The following is a 16,060-nucleotide window of genomic DNA, read 5'->3' as shown; positions in this document are numbered from 1 at the left end:
TTACGCTTTTCCTACTAAAATCGTTCCCAAACGAATATATGTAGCCCCTTCTTCAATTGCAATCTTGTAATCGTTGGACATTCCCATTGATAATTCTTTACATGGCGCATGTAATAACTCTAGCTCCTGCACCTCTGTTTGCAGCATACGTAATTCCTTAAAACAGCGTCTGATTTCTTCCTCTTCTTCTGTAAATGGAGCCATCGTCATTAGTCCAACCACTTCAATTTTATCGAATTCTTGCAAACTTTGAATAAAAGAAACAACCTCTTCTATTGCCAATCCTTGCTTCGATTCTTCAGATGAGGTTTTCACTTGAATAAAGCATTTCACTTTCTTATCAGCACGTTTCTGAATTTCTTTCGCCAGTGAAAGACGATCTAACGAATGTAAATAATCAATTTCATTAATGATTTCTTTTACTTTTCTCGTTTGTAATGAGCCAATAAAGTGCCAATTAACTTTTGAACCGAAATGCTCGTATTTCTGTAAGAAACCTTCATTTCTATTTTCACCTAAATCGATAACTCCAGCTTCAATTACTTCGTTTGTTTTTTCAATCCCTACAGTTTTTGTAACTGCAACAAGTTTAATTTCTTGCAACGAACGTCCAGCTCGAGCGCAAGATTCTTTAATAGCTTCGTTTACAATTACTAAATTTTCTTGTACTGTCACTTGCTTTCTTCCTCCTTAAAACCTATGAAACTCAACATTCTTCCTGTCTTACCTTGATCACGACGATGAGAGAAAAATAGTTGCTCTTCACAGCTTGTACAAAGAGATGACATTACAATATGCTCTTCTTTTATGCCTGCTTGTACACATAATATACGATTAATTTCTTTTAAATTAATTGCGTACTGCCCGTCAGAAATTTTTTGATGAGGAACAGCACCCCTAACTACTTCCTGTGCTGCTGTTAATACACGATCATCCACAACATAACAACAAGATCCGATCGACGGCCCAATTGCAACATGAATTTCATCACTTGAAATACCTTCTGCATTCCACTTTTGAATCATTTCCTTTGCAATCTCTTGTACAGTGCCTTTCCATCCAGCATGCGCAAGTCCTATCATACCATGTGATGGTGCATAAAAATAGAGCGGAACACAATCCGCGTAACAAGACGTTAACAGAACATCTTCATTACTCGTATAAATGCCATCTGTTTTTGAAATGCCGTCCTCATATGAATAGACACCACTTCCCTTTTCCTGTTGCCCTACTTTTTTAACATGATGAGCATGAACTTGTTCAGAGCAAATCCAATTTTCTAATGGTTTTTGTAACTTATTTGCTAAAATGCGTCTGTTTTCATGAACGTTCTCCACGATATCATTCACATGTAATCCTAAATTCATCGCATGAAAGGAGCCCGTACTTATCCCACCATCTTTTGTCGTAAATCCAGCAGTAATGTTTCCAAGTTCTTTCCACGCTTGTAAATACAGTATACCGTCCACATATTTAAATGGTTCTCTCATAATAAAGCGGCTCCTTTTAATTAAAATAACAGAAAAAAGCATGGTACTTCCTGTCTATTTTACCATACTTTTATTTTTTCATAATCCTAACAGAAAAAAAAGAGGAATTTGTAATATTCTTTATGAAATTGTCGGTGTTTGTATTGATTCTGTTACAGAATTAACAGGATTTACTCTTACAAGTATGACATCTTCCCCAATTTTCACAATTTCCTTCCAAGGAATTACAATCTCAACATCTTTTCCAAAAATACCTAGCATACGTGTCTGTTTGGAAATAATAACAGAACAAATTTTCCCTGTGTTCATATCAATTTCAATATCTCCAATATTCCCAATCCTTTTTCCATCTGAAATATTTATAACATCCTTCATCTGTAACTCTGAAATTCGTATCACCATTTTCATCCTCTCCCTTATATGACAAATTGGAAACTGTTTCTCATATTTACAGGAAGCCACCTATACGAAATTATATGAACACTAATCCCCTACTATGAGCACAAACCATATTACATATAAAAAGGTCTCACCATAATTGGTGAGACCTTATCCTTGAATCGTTTTATTCATTTGTTTAATGGCTGACTTCTCTAAACGTGATACTTGCGCTTGGGAAATCCCAATTTCTTCTGCAACTTCCATCTGTGTCTTTCCCTGGAAGAAACGTTTTCTAATAATCATTTTCTCTCTATCATTTAAACGCTTCATTCCTTCTTTCAATGCTAATTCTTCAACCCACTGCTCGTCCTTTTGTTTTTCATCACTTAACTGATCCATAACAAAGATAGGATCTCCCCCATCATTATAAATCGGTTCAAATAATGAAACTGGATCTTGAATTGCATCTAAAGCAAATACTATCTCTTCATGAGTTACTTCTAGCACTTTTGCAATATCCATTGCTGTTGGTTCTTTTGAATTTTCTGCAATCAACTTTTCTCTTACTTGCAAAGCTTTATACGCAATATCTCGCAATGAGCGCGATACGCGAATCGGATTATTATCACGCAAATATCTGCGTATTTCCCCAATAATCATCGGCACAGCATACGTTGAAAATTTTACATTTTGGCCTAAATCAAAATTATCAATTGATTTCATAAGTCCGATGCAACCAACTTGAAATAAATCGTCAACATATTCTCCTCTGTTATTAAATCTTTGGATGACGCTCAGTACAAGACGTAAGTTTCCATTCACTAATTTTTCTCTTGCGCTTATCTCTCCACTTTGCATTTCACGAAATAATTTACGCATCTCTTCATTTTTTAATACTGGAAGTTTAGCTGTATCAACACCGCAAATTTCTACTTTGTTTCTCGTCAAAGTGTTCCCTCCTATCGGGAGTTGCTGTACAGTGTAAAGTATTTCCTTTGAAGGGGATTTTATGCATGTGGTTTTTTCACGATTTGTTATTTAAATTATCTTTCCTAATACAACTAAATAGAATAAGACCAGCCTACATAACGGCTGGTCTTATTCTTTACACCATTTTATTAAATTCTTTTCGTAATCTTTTTATAATTCTTTTTTCTAAACGCGAAATGTATGACTGTGAAATCCCAAGCATATCAGCCACATCTTTTTGCGTCTTTTCCTCTCCTCCAGCAAGCCCAAACCGAAGTTCCATAATTTGTTTTTCACGATCATTTAATTGGTGTAATGCTTTCATTAAAAGGTGACGATCTACAGTAGCTTCTAAATCTTTTGTAATAATATCATCATCTGTACCTAACACGTCAGACAATAACAGTTCATTCCCATCCCAATCAATGTTTAGTGGTTCATCAAAAGAAACTTCCGAACGATTTTTGTTATTTCGACGTAAATGCATTAAAATTTCATTTTCTATACAACGCGATGCATATGTTGCTAATTTTATTTTCTTTTCTGGATTAAATGTATTTACCGCTTTAATAAGGCCGATTGTTCCTATACTAATCAAATCTTCAATATTTATCCCTGTATTTTCAAACTTTCTTGCTATATATACAACGAGCCTTAAGTTACGTTCAATAAGTAATGACCTTGCTGCCTGATCTCCTTTTGGCAATTTATTCAAAAGAACTTCCTCTTCTTCTTTTGTTAACGGTGGTGGCAACGCTTCACTTCCACCAATATAATAAATTTCATCGGTCTTAATTCCTAATTTCAGCAATACTTTATACCAAAGGTATACTAAATAAAATTTTAATTTCATCATATTATCCCGCCTCTCATTATTAAGCGATTACCATTTTTTGTGAAATCAACATTTTTGGATGCACAATACATTGATACTCCCCATTAGTAGAAAGCTGTTGTGTATTTAATCCAATTAATACTTTGTTTACAACAATAGAACTACCTTCATGGTCAACTTGCACACTATCAGGCTTAATTGCCCACAAAAATTGACTCTCTACTCCTACTGCACGGAAAGGAATTAAGCGTAATTTTGTCGCCCAACCAGAATCATTTTCTGGTATTTGAGGAATTTCTGTTTTGGAATAAATTTGTTCTGTTAACCAAGATGGTAAGCAATGTTCTAATGATGAAACATGCATAATCATAACGGGTGTTTTTGTTAATGGGTCATAAAGTTGGTTCCCACTGTCAATAAGACCTGCCAGTTCTAGTTCTTCTTCTGCTAATTGAATTTTTACTTTCACAATTTGATCATAGTGTATTTTCGTGACCTCTACGCTTTCAATACGCTTTTTAGAAAAATAATAAATTACTGGAAAACCAAAAATAACAAATAACCAACTAATTGGATCACCGTAAGAAATTGACTGAGATTGAACCAATCCATTTACCATTTCATTCGTTTGCAAAAAGAAATGAGTTCCAATTAATCCTCCGCCAACCATAAAGGTTACAAAGTAAAAAGTAAAAACAGTTTGTGCATAATTTCTAAATGTTGTAAACCCAAATGCTGTATACACAATAAGTAACGAGTACAGTAGTTTCATAATTGGATGTGTCATCATAGAAGCAAAAGGAGTAAAGGCAAAAATAACAATAGTTGAACCTATAAATGCCCCTAACACAAGCCTCCATTTTTTGATTTTCTTTTTTAACACGGTAGCTGTTAATAAAAGCAAAAGAAAATCAATGCAGGCGTTTAACAACCAAACAACGTCGGCGTAAACAACCAAACAATTCACCTCTTTTTTCAAGTTGAGACTAGTATAATGCATATCCAATAGGAAAGTGTGTCAATTTGCGGAGGTGTTTTTTTGTTATTTTGTGATTTCTAGACATAATCTGTCGGTAAAAAATAAAAGTACAAATTCATAGAATGATATACTCTTATTTTCACCAACAAAATATACCAAATAAAAAAAAGACCTGCTTAGCAGGTCTTTTCCATTTAAAAAACAAAAAAGGAGCATGAAAGCTCCTTTTTTTATCGTCTACGACGGTTACGTAAAAATGCTGGAATATCGATATCATCTGAATCTGAATGACGCTCATGTACAACTGGCTCTTCACGCTTCATTTCACGTTTTACTTCACGTTGTTTTGAAGGTTGAGCTACTGGTTGTTGCTGTTGTTGCGTGTGGTTCGCATTCGGACGAATAATTGGTTTTGGTGGTTGAGTTGCAATGCTATCATCAAAACCAGTTGCAATTACAGTTACAACGATATCATCTTTTAATCCTTCGTTAATAACAGAACCGAAGATCATATTTACTTCTGGATCTGAAGCTGAAGCTACGATATCTGCCGCTTCTTGTACTTCATATAAGCTTAAGTTAGCGCCACCCGTAATGTTCATGATAACACCTTGAGCTCCATCAATAGATGTTTCTAGTAATGGACTAGAAATCGCTTTTTTCGCAGCTTCTGCAGCACGATTTTCCCCGTTACCAGAACCAATACCCATTAAAGCAGAACCTCTATTAGACATAATTGTCTTTACGTCTGCAAAGTCTAAGTTAATTAAACCTGGCGTTGCAATTAAATCCGAAATACCTTGAACACCTTGACGTAATACATTATCAGCTTCACGGAATGCTTCTAACATTGGCGTATTTTTATCAACAATCTCTAATAAGCGATCGTTTGGAATTACAATAAGAGTATCTACATTTTCTTTAAATGCTGCAATACCAGATGCTGCTTGCGTCGCACGCTTACGTCCTTCAAAAGTAAATGGACGTGTTACAACACCAACTGTTAAAGCACCTAATTCTTTTGCAACTTGAGCAACAACTGGAGCTGCACCAGTTCCAGTTCCACCGCCCATACCGGCAGTTACGAAGACCATATCCGCACCACGAAGTGCTTCTTGGATCTGTTCTTTACTTTCTTCTGCAGCTTTTTTCCCTACTTCAGGGTTTGCGCCTGCACCAAGTCCACGCGTTAATTTTCCACCAATTTGCATTTTTGTTTCAGCTTTTGATAGATTTAATGCTTGTGCATCAGTGTTCACAGCGATAAAGTCTACACCTTGTACACCGTGTTCAATCATACGGTTTACAGCATTGTTTCCGCCACCGCCGACACCGATAACTTTTATATTCGCTAATTGATCTTGAGTAGTATCAAACTCTAACATGTCGAAATCCCCCTAGAACCTCATTTTTCGTGTCCAATTTTAATCCCATAAATAACGGAATACACGTTTTACTTTTGACATCATGCGGTCATCATTTTGATTATTATTGTTTTGATTACGAGTTTTTTGTTTCGCGGGTTGCTGTTGTACCGGCGTTGGTGCTGGTGCTGGTACTGGTTCAAAATGCTCTTGCTTTTCCTGCACATTTTTCCCACGTAATTTAGCTTTTTGATAAGAATGTTTAATTAATCCAACTCCACTTGTATATTGAGGCTCACGCACACCAATATAATCAGGAGTTGCTACACGAACATTTTCATGTAAAATATCATATGCAAGATCAAGAACACCTGGCATAGAAGCAATTCCGCCAGTTAGTACATAACCAGAAGCCACTTGCTTTACTCCTAACTTACGCACTTCATCTTGAACAAACATTAAAATTTCCTCTACACGAGCCTCTATTATATCCGATAATTCCAACTGAGAATATTGTTCTGTTTGATCACTTCCCATAATAGGAACCGTAAACATCTCTTCTTCAGATGCTGTATCATAAAAAGCATGTCCATATTTCAACTTAATTTGATCTGCATTTTCTGTTGAAGTTTTCAACCCAATCGCAATATCTTTCGTTATATGGTCTCCACCTAATGGTAATACGCTCGTCGCTTGTAACTCTCCATCTTTAAAAATAGATAAAGTTGTAGATCCTCCCCCCATATCAACAAGGGCTACTCCTCTATTTTTTTCATCTGAAGATATAGCAACTGTTGCAGCCGCTAAAGGTTGAAGACAAATATCAACAATTTCAAGACCTGCTTTTTCTACACAACGAAGTAGGTTATGTAGTAAAGTTCTCGAGCCTGTAATAAGTGTACCTTCCATTTCTAATCTTACACCGATCATCCCGCGTGGATCGTTAATCTCGTCAAGACCGTCTACGATGAACTGTCGAGGTACCACATCAATAAACTCACGTTCTGGAGCAATTGACACAACTTGTGCTGCATCTAGAACGCGTAAGACATCTTCATTCCCGATTTCACGATCTTCATTTGAAACAGCGACTACTCCGTGACAAGGAAGTAGCTGTACCTGGTTTGCATTGACACCTACTACAACTTGCTCAATGTGGATTCCCACCATGCGCTCAGCTTGTTCAATTGCTTTTTTAATTGATCGAACAGTCTCGTCTATATCAACTATCGATCCCTTCTTTAAACCATTTGATTTTACATTTCCAACACCAATAATGTTTAAGCTGTCATTAACCATTTCACCAATGATGACTTTAACATTGGATGTACCGATGTCAAGACTAACATATATTTCATTGCTGTTCATTCTTTGGCACCTCCTTCTTTATTTATACCATACAACTCAATATATGGAACAACAATCGCAACTTTACTATTTATAAGAAAAATATTCAACGTCTTTATACGTTTCCCTTTTTTAACCCTATATTTTTCTTATTTTTATTTAGCATTCAATTAAGAATATCGCAGTAAACTATGAATAACTGCTTATCTTGAAATAATTCTATTTCGAGTGTAAAGTTTACCGCCAAGTATAAGTCTACACTAAGATGTACTCATAGAAAAGTGAAACTTGTACCAATACTAGTATGAATCTAAGAATTTTTACATATTTTTCATCAAATGAACCATTCTTCTAAATTCGTATACATATAATAGAACATTCGTTTCGTTTTTTCTGCTATAAGCAACGAAAACTACCATTCTATTCTTTTTTTTCTTCCGCACCTAATTCTTTCGTATATGCACCTACTTCTAAGTCAATTAATACCTTCTTACCTGGCTCAATTGTTTTTAAAATAAGTGGATAGGCTTCCATACGTTTTGCGAAATTTTGAATCGTAGTGCTCACTTCATAACCTTCATTCATATATAAAGTAAGATGATCTTCATTCGCATTCGTTGGTGAATAGCGAATCTCCGAAATAGATTTTAAAATAGCTGGTGTTAATTTTTCTAGTTCAGCGATTAACTCCTTCATTTTCTCTTCTTTAAAAGGTTCAAAAATCGGTGCTGCAACAGGAAGTTTTCCATTAGGTAGTACATCAAGCGTTTTTCCATTTTCTAATAACGGTTGTAATTTTCCCTCTTTATTTATATAACCAATCGTTAAATATTCTTCGATATGAATATCAATCTTGTTTGGAAAACGTTTTTTTACATTTACTGCTTTAATTTCTTTTCGCTTCGTTAAGTTTTCTTCAGCTTTATGTGCTGTCACTCGGAAATAACTTGTATCATATGTCACGCCTGAATCCTTCATTACTTGCTCATCCGTCATATAGTGATTTCCAAACACACTAATCTTTTTTATATTACTAAGCGGAGACCGAAAATAAATTAAAAAGAGCACTAATAAAAATAAAATTGATATGTATAAAATCAATCGATGATTAACATTTTTTTTGTTTTTTTTCTTTTGATTTTTCAATTTTGGTACACGATCTTGTAGTTTAATCACTTTACTATTATTCATGTACGATCCCCCTATGTAACATAAAGAACGGCATGTTCCTCATGCCGTTCTTATCTTCTTATTATAACATAAATGATAATGAGCGGAACGAATAACCGTTATCTTCCAATGATTTCTACTTCTGTGTGCATATCTACATCAAATTTATCCTTAATTGTATGTTTTATTAATTCAATTAAAGACAATACATCTTGCGCTGAAGCTCCCCCGGTATTAACAATAAAATTGCCATGCATTTCAGAAATTTGAGCTCCACCAATCCTATAACCACGAAGCCCTGCTTTTTCCACTAAATCTCCTGCAAAATGTGGGATTGGATTCCGAAATACACTTCCTGCACACGGGTGATTCCATGGTTGCGTTTCACGGCGGTAATCTTTATTATTTTGCATACTACGTACAATTTCTTCACGTTTTCCCGCCTGTAATTGAAACACCGCCTCTAAAACAATACCAGGACGTTTCGTTTGCAATACAGATGCCCGATAAGAAAACTCCAGTTCTTTATTCGTTAACCAGTCAAGTGTACCGTCTTCAAACAGAATGAGAGCCTTCGATAATACACTCGATATATCCGATTTATGTGCACCTGCATTCATGTATACTGCACCACCGACACTTCCTGGAATACCGCTCGCAAACTCCAATCCAGCTAACCCTTGACGACTAAGTAAAGTTGACAATTTAATAAGAGGATATCCACTACCAACTCTTACCTTATGTTTTTCGACCTCTAAGTGATCTAATCCTTCTCCTAAACGAATAACAACACCTTCTATGCCTTGATCAGATACAAGAAGGTTTGAACCGCGACCAATTACAGTCCACTTCGTTTTGTATTGCTTTACTAACTGTAATGTTTTTTCAATACCGGCTACATGCTTTGGCACAATTAAAATATCCGCTGGTCCACCTATTTTCATAGTTGTATAACGTGCTAACGGCTCGTTAACTAAAACACGACCAACGTCTGCTTCTATAAGCTCATTTACTAATTGTTCCATAGACAATCTCCCCCATATTAAGTCTCCTTATGACAATAATATGCAGGGCGTTCACCTAACGTTATCCCTCTATTTACGGGCAGTACAGCTCCTAAATCAAAATTCGGCGGAATCAGGATGTCAGTAAACATCCTATTAGTGAAAGATAATAATCAACGAGAGAGAATCACTCCCCACTGATTAAAGCCTCACTTTATTTTTTTACAAGCTTATTCATTACTTCATACAGCTTATTTGCTGCATCTGGAATACCTAGTTGCTTAGCCGCTAGCTTCATATTTTGTAATGTTTGTGCATTCAATAAAATCTCATCAATATCACGAATAAGCGTTTCAGCTGTTAAATCTTTTTCAAGTAACATTTTTGCCGCTCCTTTATCAACAACTGAACGTGCATTTTTTTCCTGGTGATTATTTGTTACATACGGACTCGGTATTAACACACTTGGTTTTCCTAACGCTGTTAATTCTGCAAGTGTTGTTGCCCCAGCCCTTGAAACAACAAGGTCTACACCAGTTAGTACCTCTGGCATATTATGAATGAACGGCTTAATAATAACATTGCTTGGGTTCCCTTTTTGCTTCACGGCTTCCATCACTTTATCATAATGTACTTCACCCGTTACATATAGTATTTCGTAGCTTTTGTTCCCAAACTGTTCAATTGCTTCAACGAAGGCATCGTTAATCGGTCTAGCCCCACGACTTCCACCAAATATAAGTACAGACTTTTTAGGAAGAGAAAGCCCAACTGAACGTTTCCCCTTCATTCCATTTTGATCCATTACCTCTGATGCTCGTGGATTACCTGTCATTACCACTTTTGACTCTGGAAAATGCTCTATAGCTGCTTCAAAACAAACAGCAACTTTATCAACATAACGGCTTAAAAACTTGTTCGTTACACCTGGTACACTATTTTGTTCATGTACAATAGTTGGAATACCTAATTTGGCTGCAGCGTATACAACTGGTCCACATACATATCCACCCGTTCCAATTACGATATCCGGATTAAAACGACGAATGTATCGTTTACTATCCTGTACACCTTTTAGAAAACGCATTACTGTTTTCACATTATCTAATGATATTTTTCGTTTAAATCCACTTATAACAATAGATTGAAATGGTATACCTGCTTTTGGAACGATTGTACTCTCTAGTCCATTTTCCGTACCAATATATAAAAATCTCGCTTCTGGATTTAACTTTTTTATTTCTCTAATTAAAGCAAGAGCTGGATAAATATGACCACCAGTACCCCCACCACTCACTAATACACGCACTACTAACTCCTCCGCTTCTCTTTTCTTATTTCCATTATACTTATTTCTATATACATATTGCATTTTTACACACATACGAAAAACCCTGTCTTATAAACAGGGTTTAGTAGCGAGAATGGCGACTTATATTTAATAATACACCTACTGCCATTAACATTAATGTCAAACTTGATCCACCATAACTTAAAAACGGCAAGGTAATACCCGTAACAGGCATCAGTCCTGTTACAACACCAACATTAATCATTACTTGAATCGCAATCATCGCCACAATACCTACTGCTAAAAACGTACCATATAAATCTGGCGCTCCTAATGCGATACGAATCCCGCGCCATAATAATAGACTAAATAATAATAACACAAATGAACCACCAATAAAACCTAATTCCTCGGATAAGATCGCAAATATAAAGTCAGTTTGTGGTTCAGGTAAATAAAGAAATTTTTGTCTACTTTGTCCAAGTCCAAGCCCAAATAATCCACCAGGTCCAATTGCAAGTAATGATTGGATAATTTGAAATCCACTCCCGAGCGGATCTGACCACGGATCTAAATATGATGTAATGCGTTTCATTCGATACGGTGCTGATGCAATTAACCCTACAAATCCTGCTACACCAATCAAACCAAACATTGCAAAGTGAAAGACTCTCGCTCCCGAAATGAATATCATAATGATACATGTCCCAACCATTACCGTTCCTGTCCCAAGGTCTGGCTGTAACATAATCATCCCAAAAGCAAGAAACACAAAACTAAGGGCCGGTAATAAACCACGTTTAAAAGATGTAATCAATTTTTGCCGTTCTGCTAAAAACTTTGCCAAGAAAATAATCATCGCAAACTTCATAAATTCTGACGGTTGAATCGAAAATGCTCCGATTCCAATCCAACTTCGTGCTCCTCCTCGAACAAGACCTACTCCAGGAATAAGAACGAGAATAAGAAGAATGAAGCAAACTAGCAAAATCACTTTTGAATACGTACGCCACACCCAATAATCAATTTTCATAATAAAAAACATAGCTACTACACCAAGACCCGCAAACAGTAATTGTCTTTTTGCAAAAAAGAATGAGTCCCCCATTTTATAAGAGGCCCAAACTGCACTCGCACTATAAACCATAATCATTCCGATTGTCAACAATGAAAGTGTTACGATGATGAGAATAAAATCAGGCGTTTTCTTCATTACCCACAAACACCACCTCTTTAGGCAGAACCTTTTGCCCTATGTAACAAAACATCAGTAGGTGTTAGCCTACTGATGTTTTGATTTACTTTATATAAGTTTATGCACAGCTTGTATAAAAATGTCTCCTCTTTCTTCAAATGTTTTAAATTGATCCCAGCTTGCACACGCTGGAGAAAGAAGAACAACATCGCCATCTTTAGAATGAGCATAAGCTTTCACCACTGCTTCATCTAAAGTATCGACACTTTCAATTATATCTAATCCCGCTTTTTCTGCCGCTCTTACTAGTTTAGGAGCTGTTTGTCCAAATGTTACAATCGCTTTTACATTTTTGAAATACGGAATTAAATCATCGAATTCATTTCCGCGATCAAGCCCACCTGCTAGTAACACAATCGGTTGTGTAAACGCAGATAGTGCTTTCTCAGTCGCTAACATATTCGTTGCTTTTGAATCATTATAAAACTTACGGTTGTTAATCGTTGTTACATATTCTAAACGATGTTTTACACCCGTAAAACGTTTTAACACGACCGTAATTGCTTCATTAGAAGTACCTAATAATTTCGCAATACTCATCGCAGCTAAAATATTTTCTAAATTATGTTGACCAGGTAAAACGATATCGCTTACTTCAACAACTTTTTCACCTTTGAAATAAAGAGCGTTATCTTTTATACACGCGCCATCTTCAATTTCTTTCGTTGTCGAAAACAGGATTTTTTGACCTTTAGAATACGCAGACAAAGCCATCACATCTGCATCATCCGCATTTATTACACTATAATCATTTTCTGTTTGGTTTTTAAAAATATTTGCTTTCGCTAAACCATATTCTTTCTTCGTCCCATGATAATCTAAGTGGGCCTCAAATAAATTTAAAAACGCAGCAATTTTAGGTTGGAACAATTCTACTCCCATCAATTGAAATGATGAAAGTTCTGTAACTACAACTTCATTTTCTTTTGCATCCTGTGCTACTTCACACGCTACAGTGCCAATGTTCCCTGCAATTACAGGATGCTTTTGTCCTTCTTTTAGCATTTCAAATGTCAGCATTGTCGTCGTCGTTTTACCGTTAGACCCCGTAATCCCAACAAATGGTGCTTCTGAAATACGATATGCTAATTCAACTTCCGTAACAATCGGAATTTGCTTTTCTTTCGCAGCAACTAATATTGGATTAGAATACGGGATTCCTGGATTTTTTACTACAAGAGAAATATTTCTCTCTAATAATTCTAAAGGATGACCACCGCATACAACGTCCATTCCTTTTGCTTGTAATTCTGCAGCAAGTACATTCTCTGCTAAAGGCTTTCCGTCATTTACAATAACATTTGCCCCTAACTTTTGTAACAATGTAGCTGCTGCATAACCACTTTTTGCAATGCCTAATACAAGAATATTCTTATTTTGAAATTCAGTTACAGTTTTCAATTACATCCACACCCCGATATAAATTCCTAACACAGCTAATAAAAATCCTGCAGACCAAAACGTCACAACAACACGCCACTCTGACCAACCACATAATTCATAATGATGGTGTAATGGACTCATTTTAAAGACACGTTTTCCTGTTGTTTTAAATGAAATGACCTGAATGATAACCGATAAAGTTTCCATTACGAATACTCCGCCGATAATTACAAGTAGCAATTCTTGTTTTAATAAAATCGCTACAGCTGCAATGGCTCCACCTAAAGCTAATGAACCTGTATCTCCCATAAACACTTTTGCTGGATTCGCATTGAATACTAAAAATCCAAGTACAGCTCCTACAACTGCCATACAGAATATCGCCACTCCAAATTGCTCTTGTGCCACAGCAATAATACTAAATGCTCCAAATGCAATAGCAGCTGTTCCTGATAATAAACCATCTAAACCGTCAGTTAAGTTAACTGCATTTGATCCACCAATAAGCATAAATAGTACAAGTACGAAATACGCCCAACCTAATTCAAACTTAACATCCGTTCCCGGAATCATGATGTATGTGTGGAACGCTTGCCCTTTTCCAATTAAAAAGAATGCAATAGCAATAACAAGCTGACCTACTAATTTTTGTTTTGATGTTAAACCAAGATTTCTCTTCTTAACTACCTTTATGTAGTCATCTAAAAATCCAATCAATCCGTAACCAAACGTCACTAATAGTAATAACGAAACCTCTGCACCTAAATAATTAAACTTAATCGCCATAATAAGTGAAGTTACCATCATAGATACGTATATGACGATACCACCCATTGTTGGTGTCCCTGATTTTTTTTGATGTGACTTTGGTCCTTCATCACGAATACTCTGTCCGAACTTTAATTTTCTTAAAAATGGAATAAACAATGGCGAAAGGGCAACAGAAATTAAGAATGCTACCCCAGCCGTTACTAATAAACCTTGCTCAAGCACATGTAGTCCTCCTCTCACGTTGTTACTCTTCGTTGCTTAAACGCCCTTTAATTGCTTCTTTAGCAACTTCACGATCATCAAAATGATGAACTTCTTTACCAATAATTTGATACGTTTCATGACCCTTACCAGCAATAATAATGATATCATCTGCTTTCGCTTTAGTGATTGCATGGTGTATCGCTTCTTTTCTATCAATAATCACTTCATAATTTTTCCCACTTGCACCATGTACCATATCATCTAAAATAGCCGCTGGATCTTCACTTCTTGGATTATCTGATGTGTAAATTGCATGAGTTGCATATTTTGTTGCAACACTTGCCATTATCGGTCTCTTCGTTCGGTCCCTATCGCCGCCACAACCAACGATACAATACACATCACCTTTTGCAAATTGTTTTGCAGTTTTTAATACATTTTCTAAACTATCCGGCGTATGTGCGTAATCAACAATAACTGTATAATTTTGTCCTCCATCAACAACTTCAAAACGCCCTGGAACCCCAGCTAGTTCTTTTATAACAGCAATGATTGTTTCTAATTTCACACCCGAAACAAGTCCTGCTGCTGTTGCTGCAAGTACGTTATATACATTAAATTTACCTATTAATTTCATCGTAACATTTACACTTTCATATGGTGTGACAAGCGTAAATGTAGTCCCGCCACTCGTCATAACGATATTTTTTGCCATAATGTCACTTGTTGTATCAATACCATATGTTACAACTGTTGCTGCAGTACTTCTCATATACTCTTCTGTTACATTATCATCGCTATTCAGCACAGCGTACTTTTCGCCATTATGATTATAACTATTGCCAAGCTGTGCAAATAGTAACCCTTTTGCATGTTTATATTCTTCCATCGTTTGATGATAGTCTAAATGATCTTGTGTTAAATTCGTAAACACCGCTACATCGTAATCACATCCGTGTACACGACCAAGATCTAACGCATGTGACGAAACTTCCATTACCGTGCTGTCCACACCTTGTTCAACCATTTTTGAAAACGTCTGTTGAAGTGTTAGTGCATCTGGTGTTGTATTTTTCACCTCAAATGTTTCATCACCGATTTTCATATTAATCGTTCCAATTAGCCCTGTTTTATGACCATGTGCTCGCATAATCTCATCCATAATATGCGATGTTGTTGTCTTTCCATTTGTACCTGTAATTCCGATTAAATGTAACTTGTGTGTCGGTTGACCATAAAAATAATCAGCTAAAACCGCTAACGAACGAAAAGTATTTTTCACAAGTACAACTGGAACGTCAACATCAATTGGTCTTTCCGCAACAATAGCAGCCGCTCCTTGTGCCGCTGCTTGCTTAGCAAAATCATGGCTATCAACCGTATATCCTTTCATACATACAAATAAGCTTCCCTCTTTCACTTTACGTGAATCAGCTTCTATAGATGTGATTTCTGGATTTTCTTTTGGAACAACTGGAAAATCATGCAAACATGATACAAGTGTATGCAACTTCATTTCACTAAACCCTCTCTACATTGTTTATTTATCTTTTTTTAGTAAGCAACACATTACCTCCTATATAAGGAGGTAAGTGCTACTGACCTATTTATGAATGA

General features: G+C 36.0%; 15 protein-coding genes. All 15 read right to left on the bottom strand.

From position 1 onward, the window contains the following. Positions 1–675: a YggS family pyridoxal phosphate-dependent enzyme gene (locus tag GBN78_RS02135; RefSeq protein ID WP_088045376.1), complete on the bottom strand. Its 675-nt coding sequence runs from the start codon at positions 673–675 to the stop codon at positions 1–3. Continuing rightward, positions 672–1,490, bottom strand: coding sequence for a peptidoglycan editing factor PgeF (pgeF, locus tag GBN78_RS02130; RefSeq protein ID WP_088045378.1), 819 nt, complete (start codon positions 1,488–1,490; stop codon positions 672–674). Before pgeF ends, GBN78_RS02135 begins: the two co-directional genes overlap by 4 nt. A gap of 120 nt (positions 1,491–1,610) precedes the next feature. Further along, positions 1,611–1,892, bottom strand: coding sequence for a YlmC/YmxH family sporulation protein (locus tag GBN78_RS02125; protein ID WP_000236745.1), 282 nt, complete (start codon positions 1,890–1,892; stop codon positions 1,611–1,613). A 147-nt stretch (positions 1,893–2,039) separates the two neighbouring features. After that, positions 2,040–2,819: an RNA polymerase sporulation sigma factor SigG gene (sigG, locus tag GBN78_RS02120; RefSeq protein WP_000197755.1), complete on the bottom strand. Its 780-nt coding sequence runs from the start codon at positions 2,817–2,819 to the stop codon at positions 2,040–2,042. Between the two features lie 157 nt (positions 2,820–2,976). Then, positions 2,977–3,696: an RNA polymerase sporulation sigma factor SigE gene (gene sigE / locus GBN78_RS02115; RefSeq protein ID WP_000976948.1), complete on the bottom strand. Its 720-nt coding sequence runs from the start codon at positions 3,694–3,696 to the stop codon at positions 2,977–2,979. Positions 3,697–3,715: 19 nt separating this feature from the next. Beyond that, the gene (gene spoIIGA / locus GBN78_RS02110) at positions 3,716–4,633 is read right to left on the bottom strand and encodes a sigma-E processing peptidase SpoIIGA (RefSeq protein WP_000261970.1); all 918 of its coding nucleotides are present in this window, start codon (positions 4,631–4,633) and stop codon (positions 3,716–3,718) included. A gap of 251 nt (positions 4,634–4,884) precedes the next feature. Further along, positions 4,885–6,039 carry a cell division protein FtsZ gene (gene ftsZ, locus GBN78_RS02105; RefSeq protein WP_000888984.1) on the bottom strand — a complete coding sequence of 385 codons (1,155 nt, stop codon included), beginning with the start codon at positions 6,037–6,039 and terminating at the stop codon, positions 4,885–4,887. A gap of 39 nt (positions 6,040–6,078) precedes the next feature. Continuing rightward, on the bottom strand, positions 6,079–7,386 hold the full coding sequence (ftsA, locus tag GBN78_RS02100) for a cell division protein FtsA (protein WP_001087557.1): 1,308 nt from the start codon (positions 7,384–7,386) through the stop codon (positions 6,079–6,081). 399 nt (positions 7,387–7,785) lie between these two features. After that, the gene (gene divIB / locus GBN78_RS02095; protein ID WP_001065789.1) at positions 7,786–8,556 is read right to left on the bottom strand and encodes a cell division protein DivIB; all 771 of its coding nucleotides are present in this window, start codon (positions 8,554–8,556) and stop codon (positions 7,786–7,788) included. 98 nt (positions 8,557–8,654) lie between these two features. Further along, positions 8,655–9,560 carry a UDP-N-acetylmuramate dehydrogenase gene (gene murB / locus GBN78_RS02090; protein ID WP_088045380.1) on the bottom strand — a complete coding sequence of 302 codons (906 nt, stop codon included), beginning with the start codon at positions 9,558–9,560 and terminating at the stop codon, positions 8,655–8,657. 193 nt (positions 9,561–9,753) lie between these two features. After that, the gene (gene murG / locus GBN78_RS02085; RefSeq protein ID WP_021728036.1) at positions 9,754–10,848 is read right to left on the bottom strand and encodes an undecaprenyldiphospho-muramoylpentapeptide beta-N-acetylglucosaminyltransferase; all 1,095 of its coding nucleotides are present in this window, start codon (positions 10,846–10,848) and stop codon (positions 9,754–9,756) included. Positions 10,849–10,951: 103 nt separating this feature from the next. Next, a complete protein-coding gene (gene spoVE, locus GBN78_RS02080; RefSeq protein ID WP_000753520.1) occupies positions 10,952–12,043 on the bottom strand; it encodes a stage V sporulation protein E in 1,092 nt (363 codons plus the stop codon). 90 nt (positions 12,044–12,133) lie between these two features. After that, positions 12,134–13,486 carry a UDP-N-acetylmuramoyl-L-alanine--D-glutamate ligase gene (gene murD, locus GBN78_RS02075; RefSeq protein ID WP_000860116.1) on the bottom strand — a complete coding sequence of 451 codons (1,353 nt, stop codon included), beginning with the start codon at positions 13,484–13,486 and terminating at the stop codon, positions 12,134–12,136. Beyond that, on the bottom strand, positions 13,487–14,461 hold the full coding sequence (gene mraY / locus GBN78_RS02070; RefSeq protein WP_000893060.1) for a phospho-N-acetylmuramoyl-pentapeptide-transferase: 975 nt from the start codon (positions 14,459–14,461) through the stop codon (positions 13,487–13,489). 22 nt (positions 14,462–14,483) lie between these two features. Then, positions 14,484–15,959, bottom strand: coding sequence for a UDP-N-acetylmuramoyl-L-alanyl-D-glutamate--2,6-diaminopimelate ligase (gene murE, locus GBN78_RS02065; RefSeq protein WP_000766319.1), 1,476 nt, complete (start codon positions 15,957–15,959; stop codon positions 14,484–14,486). Positions 15,960–16,060 lie beyond the last annotated feature (101 nt).

The organism is Bacillus sp. B2-WWTP-C-10-Post-4 (genome assembly GCF_009183805.1).
GTDB lineage: Bacteria > Bacillota > Bacilli > Bacillales > Bacillaceae_G > Bacillus_A > Bacillus_A cereus.
The sequence above is the reverse complement of the archived record's forward strand: the minus strand, read 5'-3'. Positions and strand labels throughout refer to the sequence as shown.

Coding starts and splice junctions, on each gene's coding strand:
- divIB (WP_001065789.1), bottom strand. CDS start 8,556: ATGAATAATAGTAAAGTGATTAAACTACAAGATCGTGTACCAAAATTG.
- pgeF (WP_088045378.1), bottom strand. CDS start 1,490: ATGAGAGAACCATTTAAATATGTGGACGGTATACTGTATTTACAAGCG.
- ftsZ (WP_000888984.1), bottom strand. CDS start 6,039: ATGTTAGAGTTTGATACTACTCAAGATCAATTAGCGAATATAAAAGTT.
- murE (WP_000766319.1), bottom strand. CDS start 15,959: ATGAAGTTGCATACACTTGTATCATGTTTGCATGATTTTCCAGTTGTT.
- ftsA (WP_001087557.1), bottom strand. CDS start 7,386: ATGAACAGCAATGAAATATATGTTAGTCTTGACATCGGTACATCCAAT.
- GBN78_RS02125 (WP_000236745.1), bottom strand. CDS start 1,892: ATGGTGATACGAATTTCAGAGTTACAGATGAAGGATGTTATAAATATT.
- murB (WP_088045380.1), bottom strand. CDS start 9,560: ATGGAACAATTAGTAAATGAGCTTATAGAAGCAGACGTTGGTCGTGTT.
- spoVE (WP_000753520.1), bottom strand. CDS start 12,043: ATGAAGAAAACGCCTGATTTTATTCTCATCATCGTAACACTTTCATTG.
- sigE (WP_000976948.1), bottom strand. CDS start 3,696: ATGATGAAATTAAAATTTTATTTAGTATACCTTTGGTATAAAGTATTG.